Annotated in this window: 12 protein-coding genes; 9 read left to right on the forward strand and 3 right to left on the reverse strand. The window is 70.1% G+C overall.

Annotation, left to right across the window (positions count from 1 at the left end; genetic code table 11):
* Positions 1-256: 256 nt before the first annotated feature.
* From O4J56_RS13075 to O4J56_RS13090, 4 genes are read left to right on the forward strand one after another with little or no spacing between them, the layout of a single operon-like run.
* A complete protein-coding gene (locus O4J56_RS13075) occupies positions 257-1099 on the forward strand; it encodes a helix-turn-helix domain-containing protein (protein WP_270686022.1) in 843 nt (280 codons plus the stop codon).
* A 13-nt stretch (positions 1100-1112) separates the two neighbouring features.
* Positions 1113-1304, forward strand: coding sequence for a DUF397 domain-containing protein (locus O4J56_RS13080; RefSeq protein ID WP_270686023.1), 192 nt, complete (start codon positions 1113-1115; stop codon positions 1302-1304).
* On the forward strand, positions 1291-1476 hold the full coding sequence (locus O4J56_RS13085) for a DUF397 domain-containing protein (RefSeq protein ID WP_270686024.1): 186 nt from the start codon (positions 1291-1293) through the stop codon (positions 1474-1476). The genes O4J56_RS13080 and O4J56_RS13085 overlap by 14 nt, the downstream gene beginning before the upstream one ends.
* Positions 1463-1648 carry a DUF397 domain-containing protein gene (locus tag O4J56_RS13090; protein WP_270686025.1) on the forward strand — a complete coding sequence of 62 codons (186 nt, stop codon included), beginning with the start codon at positions 1463-1465 and terminating at the stop codon, positions 1646-1648. Before O4J56_RS13085 ends, O4J56_RS13090 begins: the two co-directional genes overlap by 14 nt.
* 123 nt (positions 1649-1771) lie before the next feature.
* On the opposite strand, the gene hrpA is transcribed toward O4J56_RS13090, so the two are convergent.
* Complete coding sequence (hrpA, locus tag O4J56_RS13095) at positions 1772-5785, reverse strand: ATP-dependent RNA helicase HrpA (protein WP_270686026.1); 4014 nt, start codon at positions 5783-5785, stop codon at positions 1772-1774.
* A 537-nt stretch (positions 5786-6322) separates the two neighbouring features.
* On the opposite strand from hrpA, the gene O4J56_RS13100 reads away from it, so the two are divergent.
* Positions 6323-7945 (forward strand): BCCT family transporter, encoded by a 1623-nt coding sequence (locus tag O4J56_RS13100; protein WP_270686027.1) that lies wholly within the window; start codon positions 6323-6325, stop codon positions 7943-7945.
* 91 nt (positions 7946-8036) lie between these two features.
* Here the strand turns inward: O4J56_RS13100 and dhaM are convergent, their stop codons facing one another.
* Positions 8037-8435 carry a dihydroxyacetone kinase phosphoryl donor subunit DhaM gene (gene dhaM, locus O4J56_RS13105; RefSeq protein ID WP_270686028.1) on the reverse strand — a complete coding sequence of 133 codons (399 nt, stop codon included), beginning with the start codon at positions 8433-8435 and terminating at the stop codon, positions 8037-8039.
* 81 nt (positions 8436-8516) lie between these two features.
* Between dhaM and dhaK the strand changes: the two genes are divergently transcribed.
* Positions 8517-9515 (forward strand): dihydroxyacetone kinase subunit DhaK, encoded by a 999-nt coding sequence (gene dhaK, locus O4J56_RS13110; protein ID WP_270686029.1) that lies wholly within the window; start codon positions 8517-8519, stop codon positions 9513-9515.
* A gap of 34 nt (positions 9516-9549) precedes the next feature.
* Entirely contained in the window at positions 9550-10173 is a 624-nt protein-coding gene (gene dhaL, locus O4J56_RS13115) for a dihydroxyacetone kinase subunit DhaL (RefSeq protein WP_270686076.1), read from the forward strand.
* 49 nt (positions 10174-10222) lie between these two features.
* Here the strand turns inward: dhaL and O4J56_RS13120 are convergent, their stop codons facing one another.
* Positions 10223-11131: an arylamine N-acetyltransferase family protein gene (locus O4J56_RS13120; RefSeq protein WP_270686030.1), complete on the reverse strand. Its 909-nt coding sequence runs from the start codon at positions 11129-11131 to the stop codon at positions 10223-10225.
* A 97-nt stretch (positions 11132-11228) separates the two neighbouring features.
* On the opposite strand from O4J56_RS13120, the gene O4J56_RS13125 reads away from it, so the two are divergent.
* Both O4J56_RS13125 and O4J56_RS13130 read left to right on the forward strand, forming a co-directional pair.
* The gene (locus O4J56_RS13125) at positions 11229-11690 is read left to right on the forward strand and encodes a MarR family winged helix-turn-helix transcriptional regulator (protein WP_270686077.1); all 462 of its coding nucleotides are present in this window, start codon (positions 11229-11231) and stop codon (positions 11688-11690) included.
* Between the two features lie 366 nt (positions 11691-12056).
* Entirely contained in the window at positions 12057-12401 is a 345-nt protein-coding gene (locus O4J56_RS13130) for a TetR/AcrR family transcriptional regulator C-terminal domain-containing protein (protein WP_270686031.1), read from the forward strand.

Consider the following 12401-nt stretch of genomic DNA (forward strand, 5'->3'; position numbering starts at 1 on the left):
ATCGGGGCCACGAAGACGGTCGTGGCCAGCGCGGAGAGTGACGCGAAGAGACGTGTGGGCATGAGCCACCTCAGGAGATAGGCCGCCTCGAACGGCGGGCTCTGCGGGTGCCCCTTCATAATGGATCCTAGAAGTCTAGGATTCAAGTGCTAGGCCTTGACTTACTAACCATAGATTGCTAAATGTCCGTTTTCTCGCCCCGGGAGTTACCATCGGCACCACAAAGAAGCAGCCCAGGAGCAGAAGGAGGGCGCGCGTGGCGGCGAGCCCGACCATCCGGCGGCGCCAGCTCTCCGCGATCCTCCGGCGCATGCGCAAGGACGCCGGACTCAGCCTCGACGAGACCGCCAAGCGGTTGGAGTGGTCACGCGCCAAGCTGGGGCACATCGAAACCGGCGAGCGCAAGAAGCCGAGCGTCGTCGAGATCAAGGCGCTCATGCACGAGTACGGCGTGAAGGAGGACGCCCCTGAGTACGGGGCGGTCCTCAACCTCGTACGCCAGGCTCAGCAAAAGGGCTGGTGGACGCGCTACGACGACATCCTGACCGGCTCATACGTGGAACTCGAAGCCGAGGCAACGAGCATCGCCAACTATGAGTCGTTCGGGGTTCCGGGCCTGCTCCAGACCCCGGGATACGCACGAATCGTTCAGCGTGCCCGTCTCTGGCGCAATCCAGACGACATACAGCGGGCCGTCGATGCTCGGTTGGAGCGGCAGAAGATCCTTCATCGGAGCGACCCGCCCGACCTGTGGGCCGTAATCGAAGAGCATGCCCTCCAGCGGCTCCAGGGCGCCCCGGGTGTGCTCCGTGAACAGGTCGAGCACCTGATCGACCTCGCCGACAACTTCGGCCACATCACCATCCAGGTCGTTCCGACGGACGCGGGTGTGCATGCAGGAGCAACCGGCCCCTTCGTCCTGTTGGACTTCATGGAGCCCGCACCGCCCATCGTCTACCTGGAGACGTATACGGACGGGATCTACCTGGAACGACCTGAGGAACTCCAGGTCTACCGCAAGCTTTGGGATCATGTTCGCACTTCGGCACTCGACGAGGAACGAACGATCCCCTACCTCAAGAGAATGCTGACCCAGTAGAGAGACCACCGACATGGACCCGTTCACCGACGGGGCGCAGTGGCGCACGTCGAGCTACACGCAACAGCAGAACTGCGTCGAGGTCGCCGATTCCCCTGGCCGCTCCGCCGTCCGCGATACCAAACACCGGATGCAGGCCACGCTCCACTTCCCTTCCGCCGAGTGGCGCGCCTTCCTCGAAGAGGTGAAGCGTGACCAGCTCTGACGGGTTCTGTAAGTCCAGTTACAGCGGTAACGCCGAAGCCTGCGTCGAAGTTGCTACCGCATCGATGACGACGGCCGTCCGCGACTCGCAGCACCCCGACCGGGGACACCTGCTCTTCAGCTCCACCGAGTGGCGCGCCTTCCTCCACGAGGTCAAGCATGACCAGCTCTGAAGGCTTCCGGAAGTCGAGCTACTCGCAGCCCCAGAACTGCGTCGAAGTCGCCGACTCCCCCGGGCGTTCCGCCGTACGCGACACCAAGTACCGGTCGCACGCCACGCTCCACTTCCCCTCCGGGGAGTGGGCCGCCTTCGTCCGGTCGCTGCGCGCTCCTCGGCCCAGGTAGCCCGACGGCCCCCGGCTCTCGCCGGGGGCCGCCAGCGGGGCACCTCGTTGATCTCGACGAAAGTGCTGTCAAATCCGCCGAAATGACAGCACTTTCGTCGAGATCAACGCGGGTCCGGCCGCCTCACGCCTCCTTGGCCGCCTCTACGGCCTTCTGGATGCGCTTCTCCGACACCGGATAAGCCGTCCCCAACTGCTGCGCGAACAGGCTCACCCGGAACTCCTCCAGCATCCACCGCAGCTCGCGCACGTCCGGGTCGTCCTCGCGCCCCTCCGGAAGCACCGCGACACCCTTCTCCACGGCCTGGCGCATCTGCTCCGCCTTCGCCATGCCCACCTGGTCCCGGCGCGGGTTCTCCGGCAGCTTCTCCAACCGGTACTCGATCCCCTTCAGATACGTCACCAGCCGCGGCAGCCTCCCGCGCCCCGCCTCGGTCACGAACCCCGGCCTGATCAGCCCCGCCAGCTGCCCCTGCGCGTCGTTCAGCGACGGCAGCACGGCCATGCTGGTCGACCCCTTCAGCTTCTTCTGCAACCGGTGCGACGCCGCCAACACCTGCGCCGTCCCCCGGACGACCTCGTCCAGCACGTCGCCCAGCTCGGCCCGGATGAACTCCCGCAGCTCGGTGAACGCGTCCGGATCCCACACACCGATCCAGCGCTCCCCCGCCGGCGCCTGCTTCGCACCCCACTGCGCCATCAGCGCGTCCACCGACGCCGACATGCAGTCGTCCAGCAGCTTGTCGACACCCCCGTGCGGGTTGTGCCCCAGCGCGAGCTTCTGCTGGTTGTCCAGCCCCCGCCGGATCACCGCCGCCGGTGAGGGGACGTTGAGGAGGAGAAGCCGCCGCAGCCCCTTCCAATGGGCCGCGCGCTGCTCGGCCCGGGTGTCGAAGATCTTCACCCCGGCCGTCGCGCCCTCGTCGACCAGCGCCGGGTACCCCTTCACCACCGGCCCCGCCGACTTGCGCTCGAACACCTTCTGCAGCGGCCCGAAGTCCCACTCCGTCAGCCCCGAGCGCTCGATGCCCTTGGCCTCCGCCGAGATCGCCTTCTGCAGCTTGGGTTTCAGCTTGCCCCGCAGCACCGACAGGTCCTTGCCCTCGGCCAGCTTCCCGCCGGACTTGTCCACCGCCCGGTAGGTGATCCGCAGGTGGTCGGGCACCTTCTCCAGGTCGAAGTCCTCCGGGGTGATGCGCTCCCCGCACATCCGCCCCAGCTCGTGCGCCAGCAGCTCCACCAGCGGCGTCTCGTCGTCCTTCGGCAGCCGCCCCATCACCTGCTCGGCGTTGTCGGGCACCGGCACGAAGTTGCGCCGCAGCGGCTTGGGCAGCGACCGGATCAGCGCCGTCACCAGGTCCCGCCGCAGCCCCGGGATCTGCCGGTCGAACCCCTCGTCGCCGACCTGGTTCAGAACCTCCAGCGGGATGTGCACGGTGACGCCGTCGGCGTCGCTGCCCGGCTCGAACTGGTAGGTCAGCGGGAACGCGAACTGCCCGTGCGTCCAGGTGTCCGGGTAGTCCTCCTCGCTGACCTTCTCCGCGCCGTCGTTGATCAGCATCGACTTCTCGAAGTCGAGCAGGTTCGGGTCCTTGCGGCGCGCCTTCTTCCACCAGGTGTCGAAGTGCGCCGCCGACACCGCCTCGGCGCCCACGCGCTCGTCATAGAAGGCGAACAGCGCCTCGTCGTCGACGAGGATGTCCCGGCGCCGGGCCCGGTGCTCCAGGTCCTCGACCTCTTCGAGGAGCTTGCGGTTGGAGTGGAAGAACTTGTGGCTCGTATCCCAGTCGCCCTCGACCAGCGCGTGCCGGATGAACAGCTCCCGCGACACCACCGGGTCGACCTTGGCGTAGCCCGTCTTCCGCTCGGCCACCAGCGGCACCCCGTACAGGGTCACCCGCTCGTACGCCATGACGGCGCCGCGCTTCTTCTCCCAGTGCGGCTCGCTGTAGGTGCGCTTGACGACGTGCCCGGCCAGCTCCTCGGCCCACTCGGGCTCGATGCGCGCGCACATGCGCCCCCACAGGCGCGAGGTCTCCACCAGCTCGGCGGCCATGACGTACCGGGGCTGCTTCTTGAACAGCGACGACCCCGGGAAGATCCCGAAGCGCGCCCCGCGCCCGCCCAGGTACTCCTTCTTCTCCGGGTCCCGCAGGCCCACGTGCGACAGCAGGCCGGACAGCAGCGCGGTGTGCACCTGCTGCGGGTCGGGGTCGGAGGTGTTGAGCGTGACCCCCATGCCCTTCACGACCTGCTTGAGCTGGCTGTAGATGTCCTGCCACTCGCGCACGCGCAGGTAGTTCAGGAACTCGGTGCGGCACAGCTTGCGGAACTGGTTGCCCGACAGCGCGCGCTGCTGCTCCTTGAGGTACTTCCACAGGTTCAGGAACGCCAGGAAGTCCGAGTCCTTGTCGGCGAAGCGCGCGTGCTGCTCCTGGGCGGCCTGCTGGTGCTCGGCCGGGCGCTCGCGCGGATCCTGGATGGACAGCGCGGCGGCGATGATCATCACCTCGCGCACGCACCCGCGCTTCTCCGCCTCCAGCACCATGCGGCCCAGGCGCGGGTCGACGGGGAGCTGGGCGAGGCTGCGGCCCATGTCGGTCAGGCGCTTGCGCTGGTCCTCGGCGCTCGGGTCCAGCGCCCCGAGCTCCTGGAGCAGGTGCACGCCGTCCTTGACCTGGCGGTGGTCGGGCCCCTCCACGAAGGGGAAGGCGGCGATGTCGCCCAGCCCCAGCGACTCCATCTGGAGGATGACCGAGGCCAGGTTGGTGCGCAGGATCTCGGGGTCGGTGAACTCCGGGCGGGACAGGAAGTCGTCTTCGGAGTACAGCCGGATGCAGATGCCCTCGGCGACGCGGCCGCAGCGGCCCTTGCGCTGGTTGGCCGAGGCCTGCGACACCGGCTCGATCGGGAGGCGCTGCACCTTCGTGCGGTGGCTGTACCGGGAGATGCGGGCGGTGCCCGGGTCGATGACGTAGCGGATGCCGGGGACGGTCAGCGACGTCTCGGCGACGTTGGTGGCCAGCACGATGCGGCGCCCGCGGTGGGGCTGGAACACCCGGTGCTGCTCGGCCGACGACAGCCGCGCGTACAGCGGGAGGACCTCGGTCTCGGGGAGGCGCTGCTTCTCCAGGGCGTCGGCGGTGTCGCGGATCTCGCGCTCGCCGGAGAGGAAGACGAGGATGTCGCCCGGCCCCTCGCGGCGCAGCTCGTCGACGGCGTCGCAGATGGCCTGCACCTGGTCGCGCTCGTCGGAGCCGCCCCGGCCGCCGCCGTTCGCGCCGCCCCCGGTGTTCGCGCCGCCGTTCGCGCCGCCGTCCTCGTCGTCGATGGGCCGGTAGCGCACCTCCACGGGGTAGGTGCGCCCGGAGACCTCGACGATGGGGGCGTCGCCGAAGTGCCGCGAGAAGCGCTCGGGGTCGATGGTGGCCGAGGTGATGACCACCTTCAGCTCCGGGCGCTTGGGCAGCAGGCGCTTGAGGTAGCCGAGGAGGAAGTCGATGTTGAGGCTGCGCTCGTGGGCCTCGTCGATGATGATCGTGTCGTAGGCGCGCAGCATCCGGTCCTGCTGGATCTCGGCCAGCAGGATGCCGTCGGTCATCACCTTGACCAGGGTGTCGTCGGACGACTTGTCGGTGAAGCGGACCTTGTAGCCCACCGTGGCGCCCAGGTCGGTGCCGACCTCCTGGGCGATGCGCTCGGCCACGGTGCGCGCGGCGATGCGACGCGGCTGGGTGTGGCCGATGGTGCCGTGCACGCCGCGGCCCAGCTCCATGCAGATCTTGGGGAGCTGGGTGGTCTTGCCGGACCCGGTCTCACCGGCGACGATCACGACCTGGTTGTCGCGGATCGCCTCGGCGATGTCGTCCTTCTTGCGGCTGACCGGCAGCTCGTCGGGGTAGCTCGGCTCGGGCAGGGCGGAGCGGCGCTGCTCGACGCGCAGCTCGGCCAGGTCGATGTCGTCGGCGATCTTCCCGGCGACGTTCTCGCGCTTGCGGCGGTCACGGATCTTCTGCAGGCCGTCGATGCGGCGGCGCAACCGGTGGCGGTCGGCGAAGGTGAGGCCGGAGAGGCGGTCGCGGAGGGAGGGTCGCTCCGGGTCCGCGGACGCCGGCGTGTCCGAGGGCGAGGTCAACATATCGGACTCAAGGATAGAAGGCTGCGGCAACGGGTTTTCGCGGTGGTCCTGGCGGCGGGCCTGTGGCGGGGGGCGGGGTCGGCCCGGGGCGCCCCGGCGGGCGGCCCCAGGTGACAACGCGCGCGCGGGACGGCGCATTCCCCGCGCGCTCGCCCCGCCCCCGCCCCCGTGCCCCATGCCCCGCCCGACAGAGAGCCGGGGATGCACGGTATGTCCGGGTTGTTATTTTCATCCGCATTCCTAGGCATTCGCCCGGACGCCATTCGGCGCCGCTCGCGGCACTCCGGCTCCGCGGGTCCCGACAAAGGCCGGACGTTCATCCACGGATCATCGGACGCTTGACGTTCGATTCCGAATCGACTCCGCCCGAAATTCGGGTTCGATAAACCCCGCGGGGGCATGTCGGAATTCACGAATCACGCCATCTCCGTGTACAGTCCCGGAACCGCCCATAGGGCATCGCCGCGGCCGGAACGGAACCGCGCCGCGCCGCGGCAAAGGGGCGGAACACGGGTGCACGCGATCGTGAGGGGTTCCATGCTGGACAAGGTGAGCGACCGGTTGGGGCTGCGGACCGACCCGGTCATCTTCTGGGTGTCCACGGCGCTGGTCGCCATATTCGTGCTCGGCACGATCTTCTTCACCGGTACGGTCGACTCCCTGTTCGGCGCCGCGTCCGACTGGGTGCTCACCCACCTGGGGTGGCTCTACATCTTCGGCGTCACGGCGTTCCTCGTCTTCCTCATCGTGATCGCGGTCAGCCGGTACGGGCGCCTCAAACTCGGCGGCCCGGACTCCGAACCCGAATACAGCAACTGGACCTGGTTCGCGATGCTGTTCGCGGCCGGGATCGGCACCATCCTGATGTTCTGGGGCGTGGCCGAGCCCATCAGCCACTTCGCCGACCCGCCGCGCGACGACGTCCCGCCCGAGTCGGTGGACGCCGCCAACGAGGCGATGGGCTTCACGCTGTACCACTTCGGCCTGCACACCTGGACGATCTTCACGCTCCCGGCGCTGGCCTTCGCCTATTTCGTCTACCGTCGGGGCCTGCCCTTCCGGGTCAGCTCGATCTTCCAGCCGTTCCTCGGCGACCGCATCTACGGCCCCATCGGCCGCACCATCGACATCGTCGCGGTGCTGGGCACCCTGTTCGGCGTGGCGGTCTCCATCGGCCTGGGCACGATGCAGATCAACAGCGGCCTGAACACCCTCTTCGGGGTCGAGGAGGGGCGGCTGACGCAGGTGATCCTCATCGCGGTGGTGACCGCCATCGCCGTCACCTCGGTGGCGCTGGGCCTGGACAAGGGCGTCAAGCGGCTGTCGACGCTCAACATCGCCATGGCGATCGGCCTGCTGCTGTTCATCTTCGTCTTCGGCGCGCCGGTCTTCCTGCTGCGCGGCATCATCGAGACGACCGGGACCTACCTGAGCTGGCTGGTCCCCCTGGCGTTCTGGAACGACACCTTCAACAACACCGGGTGGCAGAAGAACTGGACGACCTTCTACTGGGCCTGGACCATCACCTGGTCGCCGTTCGTCGGGATCTTCATCGCCCGGATCTCCAAGGGCCGCAGCGTCCGCGAGTTCATCATCGGCGTGCTGGGACTGCCCACCGCGTTCAGCATCATCTGGTTCGCGGTGTTCGGCCTGTCGGCCATCGACATCGAGATGAACCGCGGCGGCGGCCTGGTGGACGAGGTCGTCGGGCAGAAGGACATCCCCGGCGCGCTGTTCGTGTTCCTGGAGCACTTCCCGGCCACGGAGCTGGTGTCGGGGCTGGCGATCCTGATCGTGGTCATCTTCTTCACCACCTCCTCGGACTCGGCGTCCCTGGTGGTGGACATGCTGTGCACCGGGCACGCGGACGCCTCCCCCACCCGGCAGCGGGTGTACTGGGGCGTGACCGAGGGCGTGGTGGCCGCGACCCTGCTCGCGGCGACCGGCAAGGGCGGGCTGGACGCCCTGCAACAGGTCATCACCGTGGTCGGGCTGCCGTTCTTCCTGATCGGCTTCCTGATGATGGTCGCCCTGGTGCGCGCCATGCACGCCGACATGTCGGCGGGGGCGGGGCAGGTGGCCCAGCGCTCGGCCGACATCGCGGCGCGCGGGCGCCGGATGAGGCGCCTCCGGCGCAGGCAGCGGCAACAGCAGAACTGACCCCCGCCGACCCGCGATGATCTCGACGAAAGTGCTGTCATCCCAGCGGTTTTGGGACCACTTTCGTCGAGATCATCGCCAGGGGGCGGGCCTACTCCTGGATCTTGCGGGCCGTGTAGGCGTCGCGCGCGGCCGCCGCGACGGCGTCCAGGTCCGCGCCCGTCGACGCCAGCACCCCGGCGGCCACGGCGCCCTCCACGAACGGGGCGTCGACGACGACGGCGTCGTCGCGGGGCTCGTCCTCGAAGACCAGCCGGGCCGTCATCACCGCACTGCCGATGTCGGGCAGGACCATGACGCCCGCCCCCTGGTCGACCTCGGAGACCGCCTCGGCGATGCGCTCATAGGAGGTGCCGATGCCCCCGTCGGGGCCGCCTCCCGCGGCCGCGACCGTCTCCGGCCGCGCGCCCAGCTGCTCCAGCAGTTCCTTCACTCCTTCGGCCAGTCTCCCGCTGTGCGACACGAGGACGATGCCGACCGTTGCACCCATGGGGGATTAGGGTACTTGAGCGAACGTCCGCGCTTCAGGATCGACCCCGCCACCCCCCGGCGAACACTAGGGAGCCGCACCGTGAAGAAGTTCCTGAACACTCCGGAAAGCTATCTGTCCGACGCGCTCGCCGGCCTCGCGGCGGCCCATCCCGAGCTGCGGGTGGACGCCGAGAACGGCGTGGTCGCGCGGGCCTCGGGGCCCGTGGAGGGCAAGGTCGGGCTGGTCTCCGGCGGCGGGTCCGGGCACGAGCCCCTGCACAGCGGCTTCGTCGGCGAGGGGATGCTGGACGCCGCCTGCCCCGGCGAGGTCTTCACCTCCCCGGTGCCCGACGGGTTCCTGGCGGGGGTCAAGGCCGCCGACGCCGGGCGGGGCACGGTCCTGATCGTGAAGAACTACACCGGCGACGTGATGAACGCCCAGATGGCCGCGGAGCTGGCCGAGGACGAGGGGCTCCGCGTCGAGCAGGTCCTCGTCAACGACGACGTCGCGGTGGAGGACTCCACGTTCACCGCCGGACGGCGCGGCACCGGCGCCACCGTGTTCGTGGAGAAGATCTGCGGTGCGGCCGCGGCGCGCGGGGACGGCCTGGAGGCCGTCGCCGAGCTGGGCCGCCGGGTGAACGCGGCGTCGCGCTCCTTCGCGGTGGCGCTGACGGCCTGCACGGTCCCCACGGCGGGGCGGCCCGGGTTCGACCTCCCGGAGGAGGAGATCGAGGTCGGCGTGGGCATCCACGGCGAGCCGGGGCGGCGCCGGGAGAAGCTGCGCAGCGCGCGCGAGATCGTCGGGGAGATGATGGAGGCGATCCTCCAGGACTCTCCGCTGGAGTCGGGCGACGAGGCCGTCGTGATGGTCAACGGCATGGGCGGCACCCCGCTCAGCGAGCTGTACCTGGTGTTCGGCGAGGTCGCGCGGGTGTGCGGGGACAAGGGGATCACCATCGCCCGCAACCTGGTCGGCGACTACGTGACCAGCCTCGACATGGAGGGCTGCTCGATCACGCTGTGCCGGGTCGAGGAGGGCTTCCTGCCGCTGTGGGACGCGCCGGTGAACACCCCGGCCCTGCGCTGGGGCGTGTGAGCCGGGACGGAGAGGAGTGGGGAACGTGCACGCCATGGACACCGCACTGGCCAAGGCCTGGGTGGCGGCCGCCGCCGACGCCGTGTCGGCCGAGGCCGAGCACCTGAGCAGGCTCGACGCCGCCATCGGCGACGGCGACCACGGGACCAACATGGACCGGGGGCTGACGGGTGCGCGGACCGCCGTGGACGGCCTGGAGGCCGACGGGCCGGGGCCGGTGCTGGTGAAGACCGGGATGACGATGATCTCGCGGGTCGGCGGGGCGTCGGGGCCGCTGTACGGCACGCTGCTGCGCACGGCGGGCAAGCGCCTTGAGGGGACCGAGGCCGGGGTGGCCGACCTGGCCGCCGCCCTGCGGGCGGGTCTGGAGGCGGTGCAGAAGATGGGCGCCGCCAAGCCGGGCGACAAGACGCTGGTGGACGCCCTGTATCCGGCGGTCGAGGCGCTGGAGAAGGCGGCCGGGCAGGGGACGCCGCTGTCCGAGGCGGCGGAGGCGGCGGCCGCCGCGGCCGAGCAGGGGGCGCAGGCGACCGTGCCGCTGCAGGCCCGCAAGGGCAGGGCGTCGTACCTGGGCGAGCGGAGCATCGGCCACGAGGACCCGGGGGCGGCGTCGTCGGCCCTGCTGATGCGCGCCCTGGCCGGGGTGTCCGGGGCCTGAGGGCGACCGGCTCGGGCGCCCCTCCGCCCGGGCCGGACCGGCCGCACGCCTATCCGCGCCCGCTCCCGGCCAGGCGCACCGCCGCATCGGCGACGGCGCGCGCGTCCTCGGGGTCGAGCCGCAGACCGAACACGTCCCGCAGTGCCTCGGGGACCTCGTCGCGGGTGAGTTCGCGGGTGTCGGTGGTGCCGTCGGGGTGCTCGGTGGACAGTTCCGTGTTCGCCAGCCGGTGGCTCACCCCCTCGCCGAGGCGCTGGGCCATGAGCCGCGCCCGGAACGGCGACCGGGGGTGCGTGCAGAGGTAGTGGTTGAAGATCGCGTAGTCGTTCCGATAGGACGGCTCGCCGGTGAAGGAGTAGAGGTCGGTCCACCGGTCGCCGCTGCGGGCGGTGAGGACGCGGGTCCTGGGCTCCGCCGCGTCGCCGGGCGCCTCTTCGGTGTCGATGCGGAACGCCCACTCCTTCCCGTCCCCCTGGGCGACCTCCGCGCCCGCGGCGTACGGCATCGGTTCGCGCAGGCCTCCCCCGCCGAACCCGACGTCGGCGATGAACCGCTCCCCGCCCAGCTCCATGCTCAGGAGCATGTGGGTCGCGGGGCGGAAGCGGTCGCCCACGCGGATGCGGGCGGCGTGGCCGATCGCCCGGACCCCGATGCGCTCCAGGGCGGCGGCGAGCAGGATGTTGTGCTCGTAGCAGTAGCCGCCGCGGCGGCGGGCGACGAGCTTGTCCTGGATGTCGGCGACGTCGAGGGAGACCCCGCGGCCCAGGACGACGTCGGTGTTGGCGAAGGACAGGGCGGCGGAGTGGGCCCGGTGGAGGGCGGCCACCGATTCCCTGTCGGGGCCCAGCGGCCCGGTGAGGCCGAGGGCGTCCAGGTAGGCGTCGAGGTCGAGGGCGTCTGAGTCCCAGCCGCGCGCGGGGTCGTCGGCGAAGGGGTCGGGGCGGGTGCGCGGCGCCACGGTCGGCTCCTATCATTAGCCGGGCAACGTTCTCGGAGAACATTAGCCAGCTAACGACAATTCGGCAAGGACCGGCGAGGCGCGGGGAGCGGTGGCGATGCAGGAGTGGCTGCGGACCTGGGAGGACGACTTCGTCCCGTCCTTCTGGCGGGCCAAGAACGCGATGCTCCAGGCGGCGGGGACGGCCTTCGAGCGCCACGGCGTGCGGGAGGGGCAGCAGTTCGTCCTGATGTGCCTGTGGCGGGAGGACGGCCTCTCCCCCGGTGAGATCGCCCGGCGTCTGGGCCTGTCCACCCCGACGGTCACCCGCACGGCCGGGCGGCTGGAGGCGTCGGGGCTGGTGGAGCGCCACCCCCACCCGACCGACGCACGCCTGGTGAGCGTCCGCCTGACCGAGAAGGGGTGGTCCCTGCGCGAGGCCCTGGACCAGGAGATGAACACCCTGTCGTCCCGGGCCCTGCACGGTTTCACGGAGGAGGAGCGGGAGTCCTTCAGACGGATGCTGGAGGCCATGGCGACCAACCTGCGCCCCCCGAGGCCCTCCGACGACAAGGAGTGACCTCCCGCAAACGGACCGGCCTGCCCATTGCGGCATATGCTTCCGGCACGCGATTCGCAACCGGGCCCTCCCGGTCCGGTCCACACGTACAGCGGGATTCCGGAGGAGCCACGGGCCCATGAGCGAGATTCGATGCGAAAGGTGCGACCTCATCGTCGGCCTCGGATGCGACTGCGACTCTCACCGGGCCGCACCCCGGCCGACCCGGCCGAGCTCCCGGTCCCGACAGGCGGGGGCCGCCCTTGGTACGACCATGATCGTCATCTCCCCTGCGGGAAACGCCCACCTGCCCGACTGTCTCAACCTTTCGGAGAGCGAGATACGCGCGCCGAAATTCGGATGGGTTCCTGACGCGCCCCCGCAGAAATGGCGCCTCATCTCGGAGGAGCGCCCCCTACGTGCCACCCACGGCAACACGAACCGTGTCGCGACTCGCATCTGTGGAAACTGTTCCGAGTACCTCTGACGGGCCCACGGCCGAAATCGGTCCGCCGCTACCTGGAGGCGGAGGACGCCGCCGGCACGGCCCGGCTCGACGACGCGGAGACGGCGGCGACCCAGTTCCTCGGGATGATCTCCAACTACGTGTTCTGGCCGCGGATGCTGCTCGCCCGCTGGGAGCCCGACGAGGCCGGCATCGCCCACGCGGTCGACCAGGCGGTACTGACCATGCTCGCCCGGTACGGCGCGCCGGAGACCCGGGGCGCCTGA

Origin of the sequence: Nocardiopsis endophytica, assembly GCF_027706725.1 — a bacterium.
Classification (GTDB): Bacteria; Actinomycetota; Actinomycetes; order Streptosporangiales; family Streptosporangiaceae; genus Nocardiopsis_A; species Nocardiopsis_A endophytica.

Excerpts from the sequence above, each read along its gene's own strand:
- O4J56_RS13080 (WP_270686023.1), top strand. The coding sequence starts at position 1,113 with ATGGACCCGTTCACCGACGGGGCGCAGTGGCGCACGTCGAGCTACACG.
- O4J56_RS13090 (WP_270686025.1), top strand. The coding sequence starts at position 1,463 with ATGACCAGCTCTGAAGGCTTCCGGAAGTCGAGCTACTCGCAGCCCCAG.
- hrpA (WP_270686026.1), bottom strand. The coding sequence starts at position 5,785 with ATGTTGACCTCGCCCTCGGACACGCCGGCGTCCGCGGACCCGGAGCGA.
- O4J56_RS13100 (WP_270686027.1), top strand. The coding sequence starts at position 6,323 with ATGCTGGACAAGGTGAGCGACCGGTTGGGGCTGCGGACCGACCCGGTC.
- dhaM (WP_270686028.1), bottom strand. The coding sequence starts at position 8,435 with ATGGGTGCAACGGTCGGCATCGTCCTCGTGTCGCACAGCGGGAGACTG.
- dhaL (WP_270686076.1), top strand. The coding sequence starts at position 9,550 with ATGGACACCGCACTGGCCAAGGCCTGGGTGGCGGCCGCCGCCGACGCC.
- O4J56_RS13125 (WP_270686077.1), top strand. The coding sequence starts at position 11,229 with ATGCAGGAGTGGCTGCGGACCTGGGAGGACGACTTCGTCCCGTCCTTC.
- O4J56_RS13130 (WP_270686031.1), top strand. The coding sequence starts at position 12,057 with ATGGCGCCTCATCTCGGAGGAGCGCCCCCTACGTGCCACCCACGGCAA.